General features: G+C 69.0%; 21 protein-coding genes. 4 read left to right on the forward strand and 17 right to left on the reverse strand.

The genetic code is table 11. The features are described from left to right. Positions 1 to 120: 120 nt before the first annotated feature. From BBK82_RS12420 to BBK82_RS12450, 7 genes are all read right to left on the reverse strand, one after another. Entirely contained in the window at positions 121 to 960 is an 840-nt protein-coding gene (locus BBK82_RS12420) for a hypothetical protein (protein ID WP_065915151.1), read from the reverse strand. A gap of 40 nt (positions 961 to 1000) precedes the next feature. After that, positions 1001 to 1792 carry a hypothetical protein gene (locus tag BBK82_RS12425; RefSeq protein ID WP_065915152.1) on the reverse strand — a complete coding sequence of 264 codons (792 nt, stop codon included), beginning with the start codon at positions 1790 to 1792 and terminating at the stop codon, positions 1001 to 1003. A gap of 107 nt (positions 1793 to 1899) precedes the next feature. Then, entirely contained in the window at positions 1900 to 2757 is an 858-nt protein-coding gene (locus BBK82_RS12430; protein WP_065915153.1) for a hypothetical protein, read from the reverse strand. A 49-nt stretch (positions 2758 to 2806) separates the two neighbouring features. After that, a complete protein-coding gene (locus BBK82_RS12435) occupies positions 2807 to 3931 on the reverse strand; it encodes a hypothetical protein (protein ID WP_065915154.1) in 1125 nt (374 codons plus the stop codon). A 7-nt stretch (positions 3932 to 3938) separates the two neighbouring features. Beyond that, the gene (locus BBK82_RS12440) at positions 3939 to 4253 is read right to left on the reverse strand and encodes a WXG100 family type VII secretion target (protein ID WP_065915155.1); all 315 of its coding nucleotides are present in this window, start codon (positions 4251 to 4253) and stop codon (positions 3939 to 3941) included. Next, a complete protein-coding gene (locus BBK82_RS12445) occupies positions 4250 to 4885 on the reverse strand; it encodes a YbaB/EbfC family nucleoid-associated protein (RefSeq protein ID WP_335618080.1) in 636 nt (211 codons plus the stop codon). Before BBK82_RS12445 ends, BBK82_RS12440 begins: the two co-directional genes overlap by 4 nt. Positions 4886 to 5122: 237 nt before the next feature. Next, complete coding sequence (locus BBK82_RS12450; protein ID WP_065915157.1) at positions 5123 to 7684, reverse strand: ATP-dependent Clp protease ATP-binding subunit; 2562 nt, start codon at positions 7682 to 7684, stop codon at positions 5123 to 5125. Positions 7685 to 8002: 318 nt separating this feature from the next. Between BBK82_RS12450 and BBK82_RS12455 the strand changes: the two genes are divergently transcribed. Beyond that, complete coding sequence (locus tag BBK82_RS12455) at positions 8003 to 8806, forward strand: (2Fe-2S)-binding protein (RefSeq protein WP_237048153.1); 804 nt, start codon at positions 8003 to 8005, stop codon at positions 8804 to 8806. A gap of 337 nt (positions 8807 to 9143) precedes the next feature. Here the strand turns inward: BBK82_RS12455 and BBK82_RS12460 are convergent, their stop codons facing one another. From BBK82_RS12460 to lysS, 5 genes are all read right to left on the reverse strand, one after another. Further along, a complete protein-coding gene (locus tag BBK82_RS12460) occupies positions 9144 to 9950 on the reverse strand; it encodes an ABC transporter ATP-binding protein (RefSeq protein ID WP_065915158.1) in 807 nt (268 codons plus the stop codon). Further along, positions 9947 to 10999 (reverse strand): FecCD family ABC transporter permease, encoded by a 1053-nt coding sequence (locus tag BBK82_RS12465; protein ID WP_065915159.1) that lies wholly within the window; start codon positions 10997 to 10999, stop codon positions 9947 to 9949. Before BBK82_RS12465 ends, BBK82_RS12460 begins: the two co-directional genes overlap by 4 nt. Beyond that, positions 10996 to 11988, reverse strand: coding sequence for a FecCD family ABC transporter permease (locus tag BBK82_RS12470; RefSeq protein ID WP_065915160.1), 993 nt, complete (start codon positions 11986 to 11988; stop codon positions 10996 to 10998). The genes BBK82_RS12465 and BBK82_RS12470 overlap by 4 nt, the downstream gene beginning before the upstream one ends. Positions 11989 to 12341: 353 nt before the next feature. Further along, positions 12342 to 12689 carry a histone-like nucleoid-structuring protein Lsr2 gene (locus BBK82_RS12475; RefSeq protein WP_065915161.1) on the reverse strand — a complete coding sequence of 116 codons (348 nt, stop codon included), beginning with the start codon at positions 12687 to 12689 and terminating at the stop codon, positions 12342 to 12344. A gap of 112 nt (positions 12690 to 12801) precedes the next feature. Next, positions 12802 to 14256, reverse strand: coding sequence for a lysine--tRNA ligase (gene lysS, locus BBK82_RS12480; RefSeq protein ID WP_154697978.1), 1455 nt, complete (start codon positions 14254 to 14256; stop codon positions 12802 to 12804). 246 nt (positions 14257 to 14502) lie between these two features. On the opposite strand from lysS, the gene BBK82_RS12485 reads away from it, so the two are divergent. Continuing rightward, a complete protein-coding gene (locus BBK82_RS12485; protein ID WP_065915163.1) occupies positions 14503 to 15255 on the forward strand; it encodes a class I SAM-dependent methyltransferase in 753 nt (250 codons plus the stop codon). On the opposite strand, the gene BBK82_RS12490 is transcribed toward BBK82_RS12485, so the two are convergent. The 5 genes from BBK82_RS12490 to BBK82_RS12510 all read right to left on the reverse strand — a co-directional run bounded on the left by BBK82_RS12490 (position 15245) and on the right by BBK82_RS12510 (position 19576). Continuing rightward, a complete protein-coding gene (locus tag BBK82_RS12490; RefSeq protein WP_065915164.1) occupies positions 15245 to 16036 on the reverse strand; it encodes a type III pantothenate kinase in 792 nt (263 codons plus the stop codon). The two genes, BBK82_RS12485 and BBK82_RS12490, sit on opposite strands and share 11 nt — an antisense overlap. 10 nt (positions 16037 to 16046) lie before the next feature. Next, complete coding sequence (gene panD, locus BBK82_RS12495) at positions 16047 to 16517, reverse strand: aspartate 1-decarboxylase (RefSeq protein ID WP_065915165.1); 471 nt, start codon at positions 16515 to 16517, stop codon at positions 16047 to 16049. A 10-nt stretch (positions 16518 to 16527) separates the two neighbouring features. Then, a complete protein-coding gene (gene panC / locus BBK82_RS12500; protein WP_083267929.1) occupies positions 16528 to 17433 on the reverse strand; it encodes a pantoate--beta-alanine ligase in 906 nt (301 codons plus the stop codon). A 1-nt stretch (position 17434) separates the two neighbouring features. Beyond that, positions 17435 to 18325 (reverse strand): Rossmann-like and DUF2520 domain-containing protein, encoded by an 891-nt coding sequence (locus tag BBK82_RS12505; RefSeq protein ID WP_065915166.1) that lies wholly within the window; start codon positions 18323 to 18325, stop codon positions 17435 to 17437. 102 nt (positions 18326 to 18427) lie between these two features. Further along, positions 18428 to 19576, reverse strand: coding sequence for a PrsW family intramembrane metalloprotease (locus tag BBK82_RS12510; RefSeq protein ID WP_083267930.1), 1149 nt, complete (start codon positions 19574 to 19576; stop codon positions 18428 to 18430). A 51-nt stretch (positions 19577 to 19627) separates the two neighbouring features. Here BBK82_RS12510 and BBK82_RS54015 point away from each other — a divergent pair, with 51 nt between their 5' ends. Next, entirely contained in the window at positions 19628 to 20056 is a 429-nt protein-coding gene (locus BBK82_RS54015) for a hypothetical protein (RefSeq protein WP_237048154.1), read from the forward strand. Beyond that, the gene (locus BBK82_RS54020; protein WP_237048155.1) at positions 20044 to 21012 is read left to right on the forward strand and encodes a DUF1203 domain-containing protein; all 969 of its coding nucleotides are present in this window, start codon (positions 20044 to 20046) and stop codon (positions 21010 to 21012) included. The genes BBK82_RS54015 and BBK82_RS54020 overlap by 13 nt, the downstream gene beginning before the upstream one ends. The last annotated feature ends 5 nt before the right edge of the window (positions 21013 to 21017 follow it).

Genomic DNA, 21017 nt, shown 5'->3' on the forward strand with positions numbered 1-21017 from the left:
GGTCAAGTCTACGCCGCCCGCTTCCCCGGCCTCTCGATCATCTGACGGCACCGTCGACGAGATCGTGCTGGCCGGGTACGCCGTTGGCGCCTCGTGATCGCGTCCGCCCCGCGTTCCTGGTCAGACCGCCGCGGCGGGATGCCTCGGCCGCACACCGGGCATCCGGTCGAGAAGGCCGCACATCGTGTCGACCACGACCATCAGGTGCTCCGCGTCGATGAGCTCGCCGTACCCGTTCAAGTAGACGACACCGGACTCGAAGGTCAGAATCATCCGTTGCGCCCAGCTGGGCAGGCTCTGCTCCTGGTCGAGGAGCCAGAACAACGCGTCGAGGTTCAGCTCCCTGACGGCTGCCACCGGATCACTGGAGTAGGCCGCGAACTCCAGGTCCATCGGCTCCGGCAGAGACACCGGCGACCACTCGGCATCGGCACGTTGCACGGTGACCGGCGTGCTCCCCTTCGCGAACCCGCGCTCCGACTTGAAGTGACCGGCCGACCCCAGGTTGCCGAAGATGTCGTACTTCTGCACCCGTGTCATCCGCATCGGCGCGATGCGGGCGGTGGCGATCTCGACGCGGTGCTCGTGCTGCCACCGAACACCGTAACCGCGGGTGTCGTACCGCACCGACGCCTGGGTCACCCGGACGTGCCACGGACCGCGCTGGAAGTCGAGCGACAGGTCGAACAAGCGCTTCGACCGGAACGCGATCGAGAACTCGTTGTCGAACGGCTTGCGCAGCTCGGCGGTCCACATCGTCGCCTCGTCGGCGCCGACCACCCGGCCGCCGAGCCGCTGCGCCAGCGGGGTCAGGGCGGCGATCTGGCCTTCGATGCCCTTGCGGTGGTTGCGGAAGTTCAGCCACCGGCGCACGGCGAGGAACAGGACCACCAGGCCGACCCAGGTCAGGAACCACCACGTGAGCACGAGCTCGTTCAGGATCTTCAGCAGGATGTCCATGATCAGATGTTCAGAGTCCTTGTCTGCGCTGGCGGCGTGATCACACCGCAGCGGCCGGGTTCCTCGGCCGGGAGCCGGGAATCCGCTCGAGCAGGCCGGTGACCGCGTCGACCTCCTGCAACAGGCGTTGAGGATCGATCTGCCCTGGAAGCACCGCGTACGCGATTCCCGCCTCCAGCGTCAGGCTGTGCAGGTCCTTGGCAGCGGCCTCGGCACGCAACCGCTGCGTCACCTCGGGGTTGAACATCGCGGCAGCGCGGTGAAGATCGCTGGTGCACGCCACGAAGGCCGGCTCCAGAACCGCCGGCAGCCTCAACTCCTGCCACTGCGGGTGCGGGCCGTCCGCGACGGACCGGGGCATCTCACCCGTCCACCTCCGCGCCCCTTCTCCCCCGCCCGCCGTGCGGTCCATCAGCTTCAGCGGCACCAGGTCAGCCGTGGCCACCTCGATGCGGTGCTCGTAGTGGGTGTTCACGTCATCGGCGTTGGACGGGCTCTGCAACTGGATCGACGCTTCGGTCACCCGGACCTGCCACCCGTTCCGCTCGAAGTCCAGCGCGTGCTCGAACTGCGAGTCGGACACCCGGCCCAGCCAACCGATCACGTCGCCGTACTCGCGGGCGAACGGGCGGAGGAGGCCGGCGGACCAGGCAGCCACGTCTCCGCTCACATCTGTCGCGGTACCGCCCATCATTGCCGCGAACTTGGCCAGGTCGGCCGCGTGGTCGGCGGCTTCCCTGCGCGCGATCCGCCACCTCCACCAGAACACCAGTGCCAGCAGCGCCACCAAGATCAGGGCCAGCAGCGCGAGCTTGAGCTCCCACGGTTTCATGTTTCCGATCTCCCCAGCGTGATCACAGCTTCAGGCAGCTCCGACTGCCTGGCGAGGCGTCTTATGACCAAGCCGTGCTCGTGGCCTCAGCTGACAGCCGTTCACGGTCAGACCGCGGCCGCCGGGTGTCGCGGTCGAGCGCCGGGCATGCGGTCGAGCAACCCGACGATCGTGTCGATCACGACCAACAGCTGGTCCGGTTCGATGTGCTCCAGCATGACGATGTACACGAACCCGGCTTCGAACGTCAGCCGCATCTGCTGAGCGAAGACCGGCAGCTCGTTCTCCCGGTCGATCAGCCAGTGCAGAGCGTCGAAGTTCAGCTCCCGGCACGCACTGGCCGGGTCACTGCCGTACACGAAGAACTCCTGGTCCATCGGCGGCGCGAGCGGCACCCGTTGCCACGCGCCGTGCTCGCCCTGCGCCGTGGACGGGACTTCCTTGAGCCGGGTGCTCCACAGCCTCTCGACTTCGGCGTGAGTGAGCGGTTCTCCACTGGAGGTGTACTTGGCGGTCCGGATGATCCGCATCGGCGCCATGCGCGCGGTCGCGACCTCGATCCGGTGCTCCTGTTCCCAGCGCACGCCGTAGCCGCTCGGATTCGCCATCCGGACGGACGCCTCGGTGACCCGGACGTGCCAGCCGCCGCGCTGAACGTCCACGGCCAGGTCCCAACGCGGCTTCGACCGACGGAACAAGGTCGCGAAGAAGCCCTCGACGTGGTCGGCCACGGGTCCCCGAACCCCTGCCGACCATGCGCTGGTGTCGCCACCCGGACCGACGACCGTCCCTCCGAGGCCTGCTGCGAGCGGGGTCAGCGCGGCGATCTGCTCGTCCACCGACTTCCTGCGGCTGCGGAAGTGCGACCAGCGACGCACGACGAGGAACACGGCGCCGGCGGCGACCATGGTCAGGAAGAAGGGGTTGAGCAGGAAGTCGGACACGATCCGCTTCAGCAGGTCCACGAATGAGCTCCTCATTGGTCGCCGAGCCGCCTCTGGCGCGGCGAGGCGATCAGATGTCCAGATAACCCTTGATCTGCTGCTTCGAGTAGTCGGTGCCGGTCTCGCGCGCCTCCGCAGCCTGCTGCTGGAGGGACGTGTTCCGCAGCCCCTTCTCGTTGCGGCCGTCGAACTGCGCAGCGGCCTCGATGCCGACAGCTTCGCCCATCGACCGCCAGAACCCCTGGTTCATCCGCTCGCCGACGATGCCCTTCGAGCTGTTCATCTTGTCGACCCAGCCCCGGTGCAGATCACGCCTGCTCAACTGCGAGACCGCTTTGTCCGCGACCGAGACACCGGCCTTCTTGTCGGCCATGGCCTTCTTGAAGGCCGTTCCCACGTTCTTGGTCCGTCCCACGAGGCTGCGCAGGAACTGCATGATCTTGGTGAGGAAGCCGCGGAGCTTGGCGACGATGCGGGACACGCGGCTGGCGGTGCTCGCGACCCGCACACCGGTCATGGCGCCTGCCGCAGCTGTGGACGACCCGAAGCTCGGGACGGCGGCGGCGAGCGCCGGGATCCAGATCATGACAAGCCAGATGATGAGCTCGGACAGGATCGCTTTGATGACGTCCTCGATGACCTGCATGATCATCGAGGACGTCAGGAGCAGTTCGGACAGTTCGCCCGCCTGCCCGATCACCCCGTCGATGCCGTTGGCGAACTCGCCGAGCTTCGACGCGGCCGCGTCCGCGGTCTGGCCACCCCAGCTCTGCACCGAACTCTGGAGGTCCTCGCTGAACCCGTCGCGCAGCTTCGTGAGGCCCTCTGCGAGCAGGCCGAAGTTCTCCCCGGCCTGCTGGAGCGCGGGACCGTCACCGCTGACGAAGTGGATGGCGTCCTCCAACGGCTCCACAACGCTGATGAGGAAGCTCAGGCCCTGGTTGACCAGCCAGCCGATGGGGTCGACGGCGATCTGCCCCGCCTCGCTGACAGAGCTGATCAGGGCGCTGCCCTCGGAGGCCAGCGAGGCGAAGCCACCGGTTTCACCGGTCTTCGACGCCGCCTCCACAGCCTTCATGAAGCTGCCGTAGAACGGTGCGTTCTCGGCGGCCTTCTCACCGGTGGTCTTCTCGGTGATGTCGACCTGCTTGTCCTTGTCCAGGCCAGGGACGTCGAACTTCGTTTCTTCCGCCATGACTCGCCTATCCCCGCTCGACCTGGATGCCGTCGAGGAGCTGCTTCAGCGCCTCCTCCTGTTGCGCGTAGCCGTCAGCGGTGTCGCGGAACTTGTCGGAACCGGACTGGAGTCCTTCCTGCATGGCGTCGAGCGTGTCCTTGAGGTCACCGAGCAGCTGCGTGTACTGGTCCTTGACGAAGATCCCGACGACACCCCACGACTTGTCCCCGACGTCGGCCTTGCCGACGAGTTCGCCGATCCTGACGGCTGAACTGCGGTGGCCGTCGAGCTTGCTCGCGAACTGCCGGAGCTCCTCCGGGTTGACGTCGAAGCCGCTCATCGTCCGTCCTCATCGTCGTAGAGGTTCAGGTAGCCGCCCTGCTTCGGAGGCGCCGACGGAGGTGGCTGCTGCGAGCGGGACTGCCACGAGTCGCCGCGCAGCACGTTCTGGTCGAAGAAGTCCTCTCCGGACTCCTGCGCGGGCCTGCGCTGCGGCGGTGGCGGCGGCTGCCGGACCTGACCTGCCTGCGGCGCGGGTGGAACCGGTGCGCGCGGCGGAACGGGCGGTGCGGGAGGAGTCGGCTGGGGCGCCTGCTGGGGCGTGGCCGGGGCCGCGTCCTGTTCCGCGGTGGCGCGGGCCAGGTCCTCTTTGGACATGCCGAAGAGTTGCGCCTGGGTTTCCAGCACCTGGTCCTTGAGGTGCATGTCGTCGCCCATCGCACCCTCGACGATGCCTGCCTGCCTGCGTGCGGCTTCGGCGACGGCCTTCTGCAGGGTGGACATCAGCTCCGCGGCCAGCGCGTGCGGCGGACGGCGCATGGCCAGGTCGGTGAGGCGGATGTCCTTGATGGACCCCGAGGGGCCGGCCACGACGGTGACCGCTCTGTCCGCCGAGGTGGCGACAGCTTCCAGCTCGGTGAGCTGCTGTTGCATCTCGCCGATGTTGGCGAACTGCTGGTCCACGCGATGCATCTGAGCCTGGAACCGCTCGAACTGAGCGACAAGCTGATCAAACTCGGCCGACACTGCCGCGACGCTCCTCAAGATCCTCGGGTCACCGTGATCAGCAGTGTGGCAGCGGTCGTCGGCCTCGGCGGTGAAACGGGCAAATCCACTCGGCCGAGTGACCGCGGCCACCGGCTCCGAACGCGAACCGGCCCCCAGGCGGGTGCCTGGGGGCCGGTGTCGGGTCTTGCTAGCCGAGTGCGGTCACTCGTTCTCGGCGGCCGGGGCGTCCTGCTGCTCGCCGGCGGCGGAGGCGGCCAGGCCGACCGGCGGGGTGTCCGGCACGCGGGTGGGCTTGGCCTCGCCGCGGAACACGAACTTCGCCTTGTCGTGCTGGTCGGACTCGCCGTCCCAGCCCTCGACGTCGGTGATGATGATCTGGCCCGGCTGGATCTCGCCGAACAGGATCTTCTCCGACAGGGTGTCCTCGATCTCGCGCTGGATCGTCCGGCGCAGCGGGCGGGCGCCCAGCACCGGGTCGAAGCCGCGCCTCGCGAGCAGGGACTTGGCACGATCCGTGAGCTCGATCGCCATGTCCTTGTTCTTCAGCTGCGTCTCGACGCGGGCGATCATCAGGTCCACCATCTTGATGATCTCGTCCTGAGTCAGCTGGTGGAAGACGATGATGTCGTCGATGCGGTTGAGGAACTCGGGCCGGAAGTGCTTCTTCAGCTCGTCGTTGACCTTGTTCTTCATGCGCTCGTAGTTGGACGCGGTGTCCTGACCCGAGGTGAAGCCGAGGCCGACGGCCTTGCTGATGTCCGACGTGCCCAGGTTCGACGTGAAGATAATGACGGTGTTCTTGAAGTCCACCGTCCGGCCCTGACCGTCGGTCAGGCGGCCGTCCTCCAGCACCTGGAGCAGCGTGTTGTAGACCTCCTGGTGGGCCTTCTCGATCTCGTCGAAGAGCACGACGGAGAACGGCTTGCGGCGCACCTTCTCGGTGAGCTGGCCGCCCTCTTCGTAGCCGACGTAACCGGGAGGGGCACCGAAGAGCCGCGACGCGGTGTACCGGTCGTGGAACTCGCCCATGTCGATCTGGATGAGCGCGTCGTCCTCGCCGAACAGGAAGTTCGCGAGCGCCTTCGAGAGCTCGGTCTTACCGACACCGGACGGGCCGGCGAAGATGAACGAGCCGGAGGGGCGCTTCGGGTCCTTCAGGCCGGCGCGGGTGCGGCGGATCGCCTGCGACACGGCCTTGACCGCGTCGACCTGGCCGATGATCCGCTTGTGCAGCTCGTCCTCCATGCGGAGCAGACGCGTGGTCTCCTCCTCGGTGAGCTTGAACACCGGGATGCCGGTCCAGTTGGCGAGGACCTCGGCGATCTGCTCGTCGTCGACCTCTGCGACGACGTCCAGGTCACCGTCCTTCCACTGCTTCTCCCGCTCGGCCTTCTGGCCCAGGAGCTGCTTCTCCGCGTCCCGCAGCTTGGCGGCGCGCTCGAAGTCCTGCGCGTCGATCGCGGACTCCTTGTCGCGACGCACGTCCGCGATCTTCTCGTCGAACTCGCGCAGGTCCGGCGGCGCGGTCATCCGGCGGATGCGCATGCGCGCACCGGCCTCGTCGATGAGGTCGATCGCCTTGTCCGGCAGGAACCGGTCGTTGATGTACCGGTCGGCCAGCGTGGCGGCCGCGACGAGCGCGGAGTCGGTGATCGAGACGCGGTGGTGCGCCTCGTACCGGTCGCGCAGACCCTTGAGGATCTCGATGGTGTGCTCGAGCGACGGCTCGCCCACCTGGATCGGCTGGAAGCGGCGCTCCAGCGCGGGGTCCTTCTCGACGTGCTTGCGGTACTCGTCGAGCGTGGTGGCACCGATCGTCTGCAGCTCACCGCGGGCCAGCATCGGCTTGAGGATGCTCGCCGCGTCGATCGCGCCCTCGGCGGCACCCGCACCGACGAGCGTGTGGATCTCGTCGATGAACAGGATGATGTCGCCGCGCGTGCGGATCTCCTTGAGCACCTTCTTAAGGCGCTCCTCGAAGTCACCGCGGTAGCGCGAGCCCGCGACCAGCGAGCCGAGGTCGAGCGTGTAGAGCTGCTTGTCCTTGAGCGTCTCGGGCACCTCGCCCTTGACGACCATCTGCGCCAGGCCCTCGACGACGGCCGTCTTGCCGACGCCGGGCTCGCCGATGAGGACCGGGTTGTTCTTGGTGCGGCGGGACAGCACCTGCATGACCCGCTCGATCTCCTTGGTGCGCCCGATCACCGGGTCGAGCTTGCCCTCACGGGCCGAGGCCGTGAGGTTGCGCCCGAACTGGTCGAGCACCAGGGACGACGACGGCGTGCCCTCGCCGCGACCGGTCGACTCCGACGCGCCCTTCTCCGTCGAGTAACCGGACAGCAGCTGCAGCACCTGCTGCCGCACCCTGTTGAGGTCGGCACCCAGCTTCACGAGGACCTGCGCGGCGACGCCTTCGCCCTCGCGGATGAGCCCGAGCAGGATGTGCTCGGTGCCGATGTAGTTGTGACCCAGCTGGAGCGCCTCGCGCAGCGAGAGCTCCAGGACCTTCTTCGCACGGGGGGTGAAGGGGATGTGTCCACTCGGAGCCTGCTGGCCCTGGCCGATGATCTCTTCGACCTGCTGGCGGACGCCCTCCAGCGCAATCCCCAACGACTCGAGCGCCTTGGCGGCGACACCTTCACCCTCGTGGATCAGACCCAGGAGGATGTGCTCGGTGCCGATGTAGTTGTGGTTGAGCATCCGTGCCTCTTCTTGGGCAAGGACAACCACCCGCCTCGCGCGGTCGGTGAACCTTTCGAACATTCGCACTCCCTGACTGCTGCGTCGGCGGTCCTCGGCTCCACCGATCTACCCTGGTGAGCGCGGCACCGTGGCTCCACTGTAGTGGGCGGTACCGAGGCCTGTGGTTCCCGTCAGCGGACAGCCGCGTCCGTGGAACTCTGACATCTGCATCAACGCAGGTCGGGCGCGACGGATTCCACAGATCGGGCGATGTCCGCTGAGCGCGAACAACCAACCTTTGAGCGACACTGCTGTGACCGGGCCCACGTGAACGCGCGCAATCCGGGCGATCTTCGGTAAGGTTAGGCAAGCCTCATTCGTTGAGATTGGACTTGCGCGTTGACCGTACCGGCGAGGGTCTCACAGCAGAGCCCGCGTGCGCTCACGCCGCTGGCCGAGTCCGTCGCCCGTCTGGACGTGGGAACCGAGATCCGCTTCGGCGTTCCTCCTTCGGACTGGACGATCTGCTCGGAACTGGTGGCCGAGCCCACGCGCTTCGACCTGTGGCGCAAGGACCTCGCAGGGTGGATGGCCGAGCAGTACGGCGAGTCCGACGACCGCGCGACCGCCGGCTACGTCATGGGCTGGTACCTCCACGTCCCGGCCTACCTCGCGGGCCTGCTGTTCCACACGGCCCGCCGCGTCCCTTCGCTCAAGCCCTCCGACATCGCCTTCCGCATCTGCGCCGAGGGCCGCCCCCACCCGGACGGCCTCGCGGTGCTCTCCGACGAGTTCGCCTGCCTGCCCGACGACCCGGCCTCGAACCACCCGGCCGCCACCGTCGTGGCCAACGAGGCCGCCCTCGCCGGGTTGTTGCGCGCCCGGTACGCCGCGCACGCCGCCCAGTTCGTCGCCTCGTTCGGCCAGGTGGTCCGCTTCGGCCGCCGCACGCTGTGGGCCGCGGCGACGGACATGCTGGAGTACGCACCGTGGGCCGCCGGGCGCGTGTGCGGGGACGAGACCGCCGGAGTCACCGACGCGGCCCTGATCCTGCCGGAGAAGCTGGACCCGTTCGTCTCGGCTTCGACGCTCCACCTCACCGACGAGGGCTGGAAGCGCCGCCGCCGGTCCTGCTGCTTCCACTACGTGCTGCCGAACGCCGCACCCTGCACGGCCTGCCCGCGCACCTGCTCTGCGGGCTGATCGCAGGCTGGCGCAGGGGTCCCCTTGGCAGTTGGCTCCCCCGCGACCCACGCTACTCAGGGGGTCTGACAGTTCCGGTGGGCTGAGCTGACGCGGACGGGCTGGGCTGGACCAGGCGGGTTTCGGCCGAAGGCCTTGCTTGTGATCAAGCCGAAGGCGAGACGAAAAGCAAGCCCGCCCAACTCAAGCGGTCCCGCAACCAACAACGCAACGCGCAGCCGCTCTACGGAACAGGCGTGCCATCTACCTGAGAGTGGCGGGGGTTTGGTGGCTTCTTTGGGAGTGTCGGGGTCTGGGGCGGAGCCCCAGGAAACCCGCGCCGCCAGGCGCGGCCCCGCTAGGGCGCCTCCGGCAACCGGTGCCGCGACCCCACCGGCACCACCAACGGCGTCCCAGCCACCGGATCCTCCACAACCCGAGCATCCAACCCGAACACCTCGAGCAGCATCTCCTCGGTCAACACCTCCGACGGCGTCCCCTGCGCCACGATCCGCCCCCCACGCATCGCCACGATGTGATCCGCATACCGCGCCGCCAGGTTCAAATCGTGCAGCACCATCACGATCGTCCGCCCCATCGACGCATGCAGCTCCTGCACCAGATCCAGCACATCGATCTGATGCGCCAGATCCAGGTACGTCGTCGGCTCGTCCAGCAGCAACAGATCCGTCCCCTGCGCCAGCGCCATCGAGATCCAAGCCCGCTGCCGCTGCCCACCCGACAGCTCGTCGACGGTCCGCTCGGCCAGATCCGAGATCCCGGTCATCGCCAGCGCGGCATCAACCGCCGCCGCGTCATCGGCAGACCACTGCCGGTACCAGGCCTGGTGCGGATGCCGGCCGCGAGCCACCAGGTCGGCCACCGTCAGCCCCTCGGGCGCGGACGGCGCCTGCGGCAACATCCCCAGCACCCGCGCGACCTCACGCGTAGGCATCGAGTCGATCGCCTTGCCGTCCAGCAACACCGCACCGGACCGCGCAGGCAACAGCCGCCCAAGGGCACGCAGCAACGTCGACTTGCCGCAGCCGTTCGGGCCGATCACGGCCGTGACGGTGCCGCCGACAACAGACAGGTCCAGCGTGTCCACGACCAGGCGGTCGCCGTAACCGACGGACAGCGACGAAGCCTCAAGACGCACACTCATACCCGCGCCTCCCGGCGACTCCGAACCAGCAGGTACATCAGATAGGGGGCGCCGAGCACGGCGGTGACCACGCCCACCGGCAGCTCGATGCGGTAGATCGTGCGGGCGACCAGGTCGGAGAGCACGACCAGGACGCCGCCGAGGACCACGGAGCCGAACAGCGGGGGTTGGGCGGTGCCTGCCAGGCGCAGGGCGATCTGGGGGGTGGCGAGTGCCACGAAGGTGATCGGGCCGGCGGCGGCGGTGGCGATCGAGGCCAGGACGATGGCCACCACGATCAGGAACGAGCGGGCCAGGTTCACGCGGATGCCGAGGCCGCGAGTGGTCTCGTCGCCGAACTGGAGTGCGCCGAGGACGTGGCCGCCGATCAGGGCGACCGGGATCAGCACCGCCAGGGCGACCGCCACCGGGACGACGTGTTCCCAGCCGCGGCCGTTGAGGGAGCCGGTGATCCACACCATCGCGCGGCCGGCGTCCTGGACGTCGCCGACGGTGAGCAGGTAGTGGGTGAAGTTGCCGGCCACGGCGGTGATGCCGATGCCGACGAGCACCATGCGGAAGCCCTCGATGCCCTTGCGCCACGCCAGCGCGTAGACGAGCAGGCCCGCGACCAGACCGCCGAGCAGGCCCGCCAGCGGGACGCCGATCGAGGCCGCGCTGCCGGTCACCACGCCCAGCGAACCCGCGAACGTGATCACCGAGACCGCGCCGGCGCCCGCTCCCCAGGTGACGCCCAGGATGTCGGGCGAGGCCAGCGGGTTGCGGACGATCGCCTGGAAGATCGCGCCGGACAGGCCCAGCGCGCCGCCGACGAGCAGGCCGGTCAGGGCGCGGGGCATGCGCAGCTCGAACACCACGAACTGGTCCCGCCGCGAACCCCCGCCCAGCACCGTGTCGACGACCTGGACGGCGGTCAGCGGGAAGTCGCCGATCATGATGTCGGCGACCAGCAGGGTCGCCAGCACGACGAGCGAGCCCGCCACCACGAGCAGCGGGCGGCGGCGGAGCTTGAAGGAGGTGGCCCCGACCCTCAACGCGGTGGCGGTCAAATCTTCACCAGCCTCTTGCGGCGCACCAGGAAGATGAAGAACGGGGCGCCGAGCAGCGCCAGCATCACGCCGACCTCCACTTCGGACGGACGGGCGACGACGCGGCCGATGATGTCGGCGAACAGGATCAGGATCGCGCCGACCACCGCCGAGAACGGCAGGATCCAGCGGTAGTCCGGCCCGGTGAACGCACGCGCCACGTGCGGCACGACGAGACCCACGAACCCGATGGGCCCGCACGCCGCGACGGCACCGCCCACCAGCAGCGTGATGGCGAGGATGCCCAACGACCGCGTGCGGTTCACGCTCACGCCGAGCGACCGCGCGACGTCCTCGCCGAGCGACAGGGCGTTGAGACCCGGCGCGTTGAACGCCGCCACGACCAAGCCCGCCAGCAGGAACGGCAGCACCTGGGTCAGCACCGACAGGTCGCGCCCGGCGATCGCGCCGACCTGCCAGAACCGGAACGCGTCGAGCGACTGCTGGTCGAGCAGCACGATCGCCGACACCAGGCCGTTCATCAGCGCCGACACCGCGGCGCCGGCCAGCGCCAGCGTCACCGGCGACGGACCCGCGCGCCCGGCCGAACCGAGCAGGAACACCAGCACGCTCGCGACCATCGCGCCGGCGAACGCGAACCAGATGTAGCCGTACAGCGACGAGACACCGAGCAGGAAGATCGACAGCACCACGGCCAGCGCGGCGCCGTGCGTGACGCCGAGGATGCCGGGGTCGGCGAGCGGGTTGCGCGTGTGGCCCTGCATCAACGCACCGCCGACGCCCAGCGCGATCCCGACCGCGATGCCGATCAGCGTGCGCGGGACGCGGAGCTCGCGGACGATCACGTCGTCCTCGACGCCGGTCGGTGTGAACAGGCCGTGCCACACGGCGGAGAGCGGGATGTCCTTCGAGCCGATCGCGATGCTCGCCAACGCCACGGCGACCAGCACGACCAGCAGGAAGAGCAGGCCCGACGACCTACGACCCAAGGCCCACCCTCCTAGCGCTCACAGGAGAGGTAAGCCTAACCGAACCAACCGGCGGCCCCGGTGCACAGCCCAGTAGTTCTGGTCACTGCCCCAGATCCCGCGAACCGGAAGACCCACTGTGAGTAGCTCCCGGAGTTCACAGATGCAGAAACGCGCGGAGTGGATGATCGGGTAGGAATATTCCACCAACACGTTGTCGGATCAACTAAAAGAGTGGCCGCGAATGTCGTTTGGATAGCACCGTTCATCCATCCGGTGACATGAGTGCGCTCGATGAGTAGTTGAGCAGTCACTCAGATAACACGAAGGGGTTCCGGGAATGCACCCGGAACCCCTTCGTGCTTTGCCGAATTTCAGCCCTGCTGGTGGTAGGCGTCGAGCACCTCGGCCGGGATGCGACCCCGGTCCGACACCTTCATGCCCTGCTTGCGGGCCCACTCGCGAATGGCCTGGTTCTGCTCGCGGTCAGCTGATGCCGGACGCGCCTTCACACCGGCCGGACGGCCAGGTCCACTGCGCTTGCGACCACCCGCGCGGCGGGCACCCGCCACGAAGTCGGACAAGGCGTCCCGCAGTTTGCCCGCATTGCCCGAGGAAAGGTCGATCGTGTAGCTGACACCGTCCAGCCCGAACTCGACGGTCTCCTCCGCAGTGGAGCCGTCCAGGTCGTCGACGAGGGTCACCGTGACCTTCTGCGCCATGCGTATCCTCCTGGACCCCGAATGCGCGGTCACCCGCACGCCAACTAATGCCCTGCGGACGCAGGTTAGCGCACGGGTGCCGCATTGCACCTATCGACATGCGAAAAGTTACTCATTCAGGGCGAACGAGCGGGAACAAGATGGTCTCTCGGATACCCAGCCCGGTCAGTGCCATCAGCAGCCGATCGATACCCATTCCGACGCCGCCACTCGGTGGCATTCCGTACTCCAGCGACCGCAGAAAGTCTTCGTCGACCGGCATGGCCTCGTTGTCACCGGCCGCGGCAAGACGGGCCTGCGCTTCCAGGCGTTCCCGCTCGATCACCGGGTCCACCAGTTCGGAGTAACCCGTGCCGAGTTCGAATCCGCGGACGTACAGATCCCACTTTTCGGCGACACCCGGCTTGCTGCGGTGCTGCCTGGTCAGCGGAGAGGTCTCCACCGGGTAGTCGCGCACGAACGTGGGCAGGTGCAGCGAGTGGCACACCAGGTGCTCCCACAGCTCCTCGACCAGCTTGCCGTGCCCGAACTTCGGGTTGAGCTCGAGCTCGTGGCGGTCACAAAGCTTGCGCAGCACGTCAGCCGGCGTCTCGGGGGTGATTTCCTCACCGACCGCTTCGGACAGCGACTCGTAGATGCTGATCGTCCGCCACTCGCCTGACAGGTCGTACTCCGTGCCGTCGGCCAGCGTGACAATCTGCGAGCCCGTCACGGCTTCCGCGGCTTCCTGGATCAGCTCACGCGTCAGCACGGCGTTCGTGTCGTAGGTCGCGTACGCCTCGTAGTACTCCAGCATGGAAAACTCGGGCGAATGCGACGAGTCCACGCCCTCGTTGCGGAAGTTGCGGTTGATCTCGAAGACCTTCTCGATCCCGCCGACCACACAGCGCTTCAAGTACAGCTCCGGCGCGATGCGCAGGAACAGGTCGATGTCGAGCGCGTTCGAGTGCGTGATGAACGGACGCGCCGACGCACCACCCTGCAGCGTCTGCAACATCGGCGTCTCGACTTCGAGGAATCCACGCCGGTGGAACGACTCGCGCAGAGAACGAACGACGTTCGCGCGGGTCCGAACGGTGTCGCGGGCCAGCGGGCGCAGGATCAGGTCGACGTAACGCTGGCGAATGCGGGTTTCCTCGCCGAGTTCCTTGTGCGCGACCGGGAGCGGGCGCAACGACTTCGACGTCAGCTGCCACCCGTCGGCCATCACGGAAAGCTCACCGCGACGCGAGCTGATGACCTCGCCGTGCACGAAAACGTGGTCACCGAGGTCGACGTCGGTCTTCCACTCGGAAAGGGCTTCTTCACCCACACCGGCAAGGCTCAGCATCGCCTGCAGTTCGGTGCCGTCGCCTTCGCGCAACGTGGCGAAGCACAGCTTTCCGGTGTTGCGCAGGAACATGACCCGGCCGGTCACCCCGACCACCTGACCGGTCTGCGTGTCGGGTTCGAGTTCGGGGTGTGCCTCGCGAATCTCGCGCAACGTGTGCGTGCGCTCGACTTCGACCGGATACGGCTCCTTGCCGGAAGCGAGCAGCCGCGCACGCTTCTCCCGGCGCACGCGCATCTGCTCGGGCAGGTCTTCTTCGCTGGTCACGGCGTTTTGCTTCGGCTGCTCGCTCACGCGAAGAAGGGTACGGAAGGCGCTGGAGCCGAAGCTCACCGGATACCCGTTTCACGAGGTGGCCGCCGATTCCGGATCACGAGGAACGCCCGCGGGGAGCGCCGGAGGACGGGCACACGACCTGATGGCGTGACACGGGAAACCCGACCAGACCATTTCGGACACCGGTCCAGTCACTAAGTTGGACGGATGGATCTACACGCTAGGCGAGCGGACTCGTTCGGCGAGCAGGCCCAGGCCTACGCCGAACACCGGCCTGACTACCCCTTGGCGGCGATCCGGTGGGCTCTCGAGCCACTGGCACAGGACAGGCGCCTCGACGTCCTCGACCTCGCCGCCGGCACCGGAAAGCTGACCGCGGGACTGGTCGCTGAGGGCCACTGCGTCACAGCGGTGGAGCCCAACGAGCAGATGTTGTCCGAGCTGGTGCGCCGGGTGCACGACGTGCGCGCGTTGCCCGGCCATGCCGAACACATCCCGGTTCCGGACCAGACGGTCGACGCCGTGCTGGTCGGGACCGCGTTCCACTGGTTCGACCACGCGAAGACGATGCCGGAGATCGCCCGCGTGCTGCGGCCCGGCGGGGTGGTGGCGGCCATGTGGAACGAGCCGGACATGTCGGTCGACTGGCTGGCGGAGTTCGAGCGGGTGTCGGCGAGCAGCGTCCAGATGACCAGGCAGGACCCGGCCGGCATGCTGGCGCACCCGTTGTTCGGGACGCCGGAGCGGCAGGTGTTCCAGCACGCGCAGCACCGGGACTCACCGGAGGCGCTCGTCGCCACCGTGAACACCCACTCGCGGATGCTGGTCGTCAGCGCGGAGGAGCGCGAGACGGTCAACGAGAAGATGCTCGCGTTCCTGCGTTCGCGGCCGGAGACGTCGAACGGGCCGTTCGACGTCCCCATGCGCACGGACGTGACACGAATGGTTCTCAGCGGCTGACGAGGTTGCGCTCGAACACCAGGCGCAGCCCCAGCAGGGTCAGGTCGGGCACGTGGTGCGCGATCGTCGAGGACTCGGCGACGACCAGCGGCGCCAGGCCACCGGTGGCGATCACGGTGACCGGGCCGGGGTCGGTCTGCTGGAGCTCCTCGGTGATCAGCCGCACCAGCCCGTCGACCTGGCCGACGAAGCCGTAGACGATGCCCGACTGCAGGCACTCCACCGTGTTCTTGCCGATGACGTTGCGCGGGCGGACCAGCTCGACCTTGCGGAGCTGGGCCGCGCGCGCGGCGAGGGCGTCGACGGAGATCTCGATGCCCGGCGCCAGCGCGCCGCCCAGGAACTCGCCGCGCGACGAGATCACGTCGAGGTTCGTGGACGTGCCGAAGTCGACCACGATGCACGAGGTCGCGTAGAGGTGGTGCGCGGCCAGCGTGTTGATCACGCGGTCCGAGCCCACCTCCTTCGGGTTGTCCACGAGCAGCGGCACGCCGGTCTTCACGCCCGGCTCCACCAGCACCTTCGGCACGGTGTCGTAGTAGCGGCCGAGCATCACCCGCAGCTCGCGCAGCACCGCGGGCACGGTGGACAGCGCCGAGATGCCGGTGATCTTGTCGGCGTACTCGCCGAGCAGGCCGCGCATGGTCAGCGCGAGCTCGTCGGCGGTCATCCTGGCGTCGGTGCGCATGCGCCAGTCGCGCACGAGCGGGGCCGAGTCGCCGACCCCGTCGTACAGACCGAGCACGATGTTGGTGTTGCCGACGTCGATGGCGAGCAGCACGGTGTGTTCCTCAGTTCTCGGTCTTGATCAACGCGTCCAGCGCGGTCGCCTCAACGGTCTCAGAAGACGGCGCGCTCGTGGAGCCGTTCACCAGTCCGGAACCCTCGGGTGCGTGGGCGGGGTCCGAGCCGAGGTCGACGACCTTGTTGTCGGCGTCCACGAACACGACGCGCGGCTGGTAGGTGCGCGACTCGGCGTCGTCCATCTGCCCGTAGGCGATCAGGATGACGATGTCGCCGGGGTGCACGAGGTGCGCGGCGGCACCGTTGATGCCCAGCACGCCCGTGCCGCGCTCGCCGGGGATGACGTAGGTCTCCAGGCGCGCGCCGTTGGTGACGTCGACGATGGCGACCTGCTCGCCCGCCAGCAGGTCGGCGGCCTCCATCAGGTCCTCGTCCACCGTCACCGAACCGACGTAGTGCAGGTCCGCCTGCGTCACGGTGGCGCGGTGGATCTTGGACTTCAGCATCGTGCGGAACATGTCATTCCCCCTACTCGTCGCCTTCGCCGAGCAACACACCGATGTTGTCGATCAGGCGGGTGGAACCGACGCGGGCGGCGATGAGCAGCCGGGCGTCGCCGTTCTCCGGCGCGGGACCGAGGTCGACCCCGCGCAGCTCCAGGTAGTCGAGCTCGACCTCGGGCACCTGCGCCAGCACCTCGTGCGCGGCCTTGAGCACCGCGTCGGCGCCCTGCGACGACACGTGCGCGCCGGCGGTCAGCGCGGCCGACAGCGTCACGGCGTGCTGGCGCTGCTCCGGCGTCAGGTAGGCGTTGCGCGACGACAGCGCGAGGCCGTCGTGCTCGCGGACGGTCGGCACGCCGACGACGTCGAGCGGGAAGTTGAGGTCGCGCGCCATCTTGTGGATCAGCTGGAGCTGCTGGTAGTCCTTCTGCCCGAACACCGCGTACGTGGGCTGCACGATGTTGAACAGCTTCGACACGACCGTGAGCACGCCCGCGAAGTGGCCGGGGCGGACCGCGCCTTCCAGCTCGTCGCCCAGCGGTCCGGGGTGCACGGTGACCTGCGCGCCTTCGGAGTTGGATCCTTCTGGGTACATGTCCTCGACGGACGGCGCGAACACGATCCCGACGCGTTCCTCGCGGCAGATGTCCACATCGGACTCGAACTGCCGCGGGTACTTGTCCAGGTCCTCGTTCGCGCCGAACTGCAGCGGGTTCACGAAGATCGACACCACGACCACCGTGTTCTGCATGACCTGCGCCTCGCGGATCAGCTGCCGGTGACCGGCGTGCAGCGCGCCCATCGTGGGCACCAGCGCCACGTTGCGGCCGGCGTTGCGCAGCGCGCGCACCACGCGGTTGAGCCGCGCGGGGTCGCGGTGCACCGTGACGTCGTCCGGGCGGTAGTCGTCCTTGGTCAGTGGCTTGGTCACGTCAGTCCTCGAGAGTGGTGCGAACGTCGTTGGCCGCGTCGGGCTTGAGCAGCCCGGAGCGTTCGGCCCGCTCGGCGGTGCGCCGGGCGAGCACGCGGTAGCCGGGCAGGGTGTCGGGGGCCTGCTCGGCCAGCACGGTGAGGTGCTTGCGCAAGGTACCCGTGTCGCCGCGGGCGACCGGACCGGTGAGGGCGCGGTCACCGTGGCGCAGCGAGTTGTCGAGAGCGGCGGACAGCAGCGGTCCGAGCAGGCGCTCGGCGTTCGCCACGCCCGCGTTCGTGAGCAGGTCCGCGGCGTCGCGGACCAGCGTGATCAGGTGGTTCGCGCCGTGGGCCAGTGCCGCGTGGTAGAGCGGGCGGACGGCCTCCGGCACGCGCACGGGTTCGGCGTCCATCTCCACGACCAGGGCCTCGCCGACGCTCCAGGCCACCTCGTCGCCGTCGGCGGCCGTGACGCCGACGCACGCCGCGCGCATCCGCTGCAGGTCCTCCTCCCGGCCGGTGAAGGTCATGACGGGGTGCAGCGCGAGCGTCAACGCACCCAGCTCGGCGGCCGGCCGGAGGACTTCCACGCCCTGGGCACCGCTGGTGTGCACGACGATCTGACCCGCCCGCAGCGACTCGGTGGCGACCAGGCCCCTGACGAGCCCGGCGAGCTCGTCGTCCGGCACGGCCAGCAGCACGAGGTCGGACTTCTGCGCCACCTCGGTCGGGTCCTCGATCGAGACACCGGGCAGCAGTTCCTCCGCGCGGTCGCGGGAGGCCTGGGAGACGGCGGACGTGCCGACGACCACGTGGCCGGTCCTGGCCAGCGCGGCGCCCAGCACCGAGCCGACCCGGCCTGCCGAGATGACACCGACGGCGAGCCTGGCCGGACGTGGGGTCGCGTCCATGCGACTAACTCCTTCTGACGTTCCAGTCCCGGTTCGGGTACCAGACGACGCCGCCGAGGGTAATCCCGCACGTCCTGGCATGTGGCCAGGCGGTGACGGGACTCACCCGCGGGCGGCGGTCCTGGCGGCGTGCAGCGTGTCGAGCAGCACGCCGTGGCGGTGCTCCGCGCTCTGCCCGGCCGTGCCCTGCTCGATGCGGTGCCGCAGGAAGGCCAGCTCGGTCACCGCGATCTGGTAGTTCTTCACGGTCTTGGCCGCGGCGTCACCGGACTTGCGCTTGACCGCGCGCAGCCAGTTGCGGCGCCCGTTCAGGCTCGCCAGCAACGCCACCTCGCTGTTGGCGATCCACCGGTTCTGCGCCATGGCCGCGAGCTGGCCCGCCACGATTCGCTGCTCCCGGCGCCGCTGCCACACCACGATCCCGACCGCGCCGGCGAACAGCGGCACCATGACGAGGAAGTACAGGTTGATGAACGCCGACCCGCTCTCCACCTTGGTCATCGCGTTCCAGCCCGCGTGCAGGCCGACCGCGGCCAGGTAGCCGACGATCGGCGCGATCACGCGGGTCGAGGCCCTGCTGGAGCTCGCCGCGATGCCGACACCGAGGCCGGTCATCGACGTGAACAGCGGGTGCGCGAACGGCGACAGCACCCCGCGCAGCAGGAACAGCGCGACCACGCCGCCCTCCAGGTCGCCGAAGCCCTGCTGGGCGAAGATGCGGCCGAAGTACCAGATGTTCTCGGTGAACGCGAAGCCCGCCGCGGTGATGCCCGCGTAGACCATGCCGTCGACGACACCGTCGAACTCGTGCCTGCGCCGCAGGTAGACCGCGATCAGGAAGGCGGCCTTGGTGGCCTCCTCGACGACCGGCGCGCCGATCAGCAACGTGAAGTCGCCGCCACCGCCCTGGGTGAGGATGTCGCCGACCACACGCGAGGTCTGGTTGAACACCAGCGAGCTGATCGTGGCGCCGCACGCGCCCCAGAAGAACGCGAAGAGCAGCATCTTCGCCGGTTCCGGCTCCCAGCGGTCGATCCACAGGAACGCGCTGACCACGAACGCGACCGGGATCAGCGCCGCGGCGGCACCGACGAGGATCGGCTCCAGCCCGATGCTCGTCGACCCGAGCGCGAACAGCACGAGCCCCGCCGCGCCCAGGGCGATCAGCCCGACGACGGGGAACAGGACGGTCCAGCGGCGCTGTTCGATGCGCTTGCGGGTCGGCGTCGGCGAGAGGTCGGCGTCGTTCACGAAATGACCTTAAGCCCTGCATCGACGTCCCGTACGGGGAGAGTCGCGCCCATGGACGTCGGCGCGGCGCCGAAGAGGCACACTTGCCCGGTGTTCGACCCGGAAGCCGCTTGGCACGCCGCGCTCTACGGCCCCGGCGGCTTCTTCGCCAGGGGTGAGAAGCCGTCCGCGCACTTCCGCACGTCGCCGCTGGTCGGCACCGAGCTGGCGGAGGCGCTGCTGGTGCTGCTCGCGCGGGTCGACACGGCGCTCGGCTCTCCCCCGGTCGTGGACTTCGTCGACGTCGGCGCGGGCGGCGGTGAGCTCGCGTTCGCGGTGCGGCGGCTGGCGTCCGGGTCGCTGGCCGCGCGGCTGCGGTCACGGCGGTCGAGCTGGGACCGCCGGTGGAGCTGCCGGGGTGCGGTGGACGACGGAGGTGCCGTCCTGCACCGGGTTGCTGGTCGGGCACGAGTGGCTGGACGCGATCCGTGCCCGTGGTGACCGGGCCGGCCGACGACCCGTGGATCGCGCGGTGGTGGCCGTCGTTGCGCGACGGTGAGCAGGCGGAGGTCGGGGCGCCGCGGGACGCCGCCTGGGCCGCGGCGGTCTCGCGGGTGCGAGGGGCGGCGCTGGCGATCGACTACGGGCACCTGGTGTCATCGCGCCGGTTCACGCTGACCGGGTACCGCTCCGGGCGGCAGGTGGCGCCGGTGTTCGACGGGTCCTGCGACATCACCGCGCACGTCGCGTTCGACGCCTGTGCCGAAGCCGCCGGCGGGACCGGGTGCTGGTGTCGCAACGGGACGCGCTGGCCGCTGGGCCTGTCCGGCGAGGTCACCGGGTCCGGGTGGGAGTGGCTGGAGTCGGCGCGCGGGCGGGCGGATCGCCGAGCTGCGGAACCCGGCGGGGCTGGGGGCGTTCGGGTGGCTGCTGCACGGCCGTGGCGTCGCGGTGGCCGACCTGCTGCCGCCGCTGCCGCCCTGGCGTCCGATACCCGCCAGCTTCGCCGTGGACTGACGACGATCGTTGAGGGCATGCGAATCCACACCGTGCCCACGTCCGCCGCCCTGTCCGACCCCGGCCGCGAGTACCGCGCCTCCGAGCCGGGCGTGCCGTTGCGGTGCTGCCTGCGCAAGTCGTCGCCGGACGAGCCGGTCTGGCTGTTCCGCTACTCCCCCGCGGCGGGCAAGGGGCCGTACGAGGAGGTCGGGCCGGTCTTCACCCACGTCGACTGCCCCGGTGGCGCAGCTCCGGACCGGTTGCCAGTGGAACTGTTGAACAATTCGCGCGTGCTGCGGTCGTTCAACGCGGCCGGGCAGATCGAGGACGGCGTGCTGGTCGAGCCGGGCGGGTTCGACAGCGCGGTCGAGGGGTTGTTGAACGACCCGGTGGTCGAGGCGGTGCAGGTGCGCAGCCTGTCGCACGGGTGCTTCCTCTTCGCGATCACGCGGTCGTGAAACCA

The sequence above is a fragment of the Lentzea guizhouensis genome (assembly GCF_001701025.1).
GTDB classification, from domain to species: Bacteria; Actinomycetota; Actinomycetes; order Mycobacteriales; family Pseudonocardiaceae; genus Lentzea; species Lentzea guizhouensis.

Excerpts from the sequence above, each read along its gene's own strand:
- BBK82_RS12505 (WP_065915166.1), bottom strand. The coding sequence starts at position 18,325 with ATGGACGCGACCCCACGTCCGGCCAGGCTCGCCGTCGGTGTCATCTCG.
- BBK82_RS12450 (WP_065915157.1), bottom strand. The coding sequence starts at position 7,684 with ATGTTCGAAAGGTTCACCGACCGCGCGAGGCGGGTGGTTGTCCTTGCC.
- BBK82_RS12420 (WP_065915151.1), bottom strand. The coding sequence starts at position 960 with ATGGACATCCTGCTGAAGATCCTGAACGAGCTCGTGCTCACGTGGTGG.
- BBK82_RS12440 (WP_065915155.1), bottom strand. The coding sequence starts at position 4,253 with ATGAGCGGCTTCGACGTCAACCCGGAGGAGCTCCGGCAGTTCGCGAGC.
- panD (WP_065915165.1), bottom strand. The coding sequence starts at position 16,517 with ATGTTCCGCACGATGCTGAAGTCCAAGATCCACCGCGCCACCGTGACG.
- BBK82_RS12435 (WP_065915154.1), bottom strand. The coding sequence starts at position 3,931 with ATGGCGGAAGAAACGAAGTTCGACGTCCCTGGCCTGGACAAGGACAAG.
- BBK82_RS12425 (WP_065915152.1), bottom strand. The coding sequence starts at position 1,792 with ATGAAACCGTGGGAGCTCAAGCTCGCGCTGCTGGCCCTGATCTTGGTG.
- BBK82_RS12475 (WP_065915161.1), bottom strand. The coding sequence starts at position 12,689 with ATGGCGCAGAAGGTCACGGTGACCCTCGTCGACGACCTGGACGGCTCC.
- lysS (WP_154697978.1), bottom strand. The coding sequence starts at position 14,256 with ATGCGCGTGCGCCGGGAGAAGCGTGCGCGGCTGCTCGCTTCCGGCAAG.
- BBK82_RS12485 (WP_065915163.1), top strand. The coding sequence starts at position 14,503 with ATGGATCTACACGCTAGGCGAGCGGACTCGTTCGGCGAGCAGGCCCAG.
- BBK82_RS12460 (WP_065915158.1), bottom strand. The coding sequence starts at position 9,950 with ATGAGTGTGCGTCTTGAGGCTTCGTCGCTGTCCGTCGGTTACGGCGAC.
- BBK82_RS54015 (WP_237048154.1), top strand. The coding sequence starts at position 19,628 with ATGGACGTCGGCGCGGCGCCGAAGAGGCACACTTGCCCGGTGTTCGAC.
- BBK82_RS12445 (WP_335618080.1), bottom strand. The coding sequence starts at position 4,885 with ATGCATCGCGTGGACCAGCAGTTCGCCAACATCGGCGAGATGCAACAG.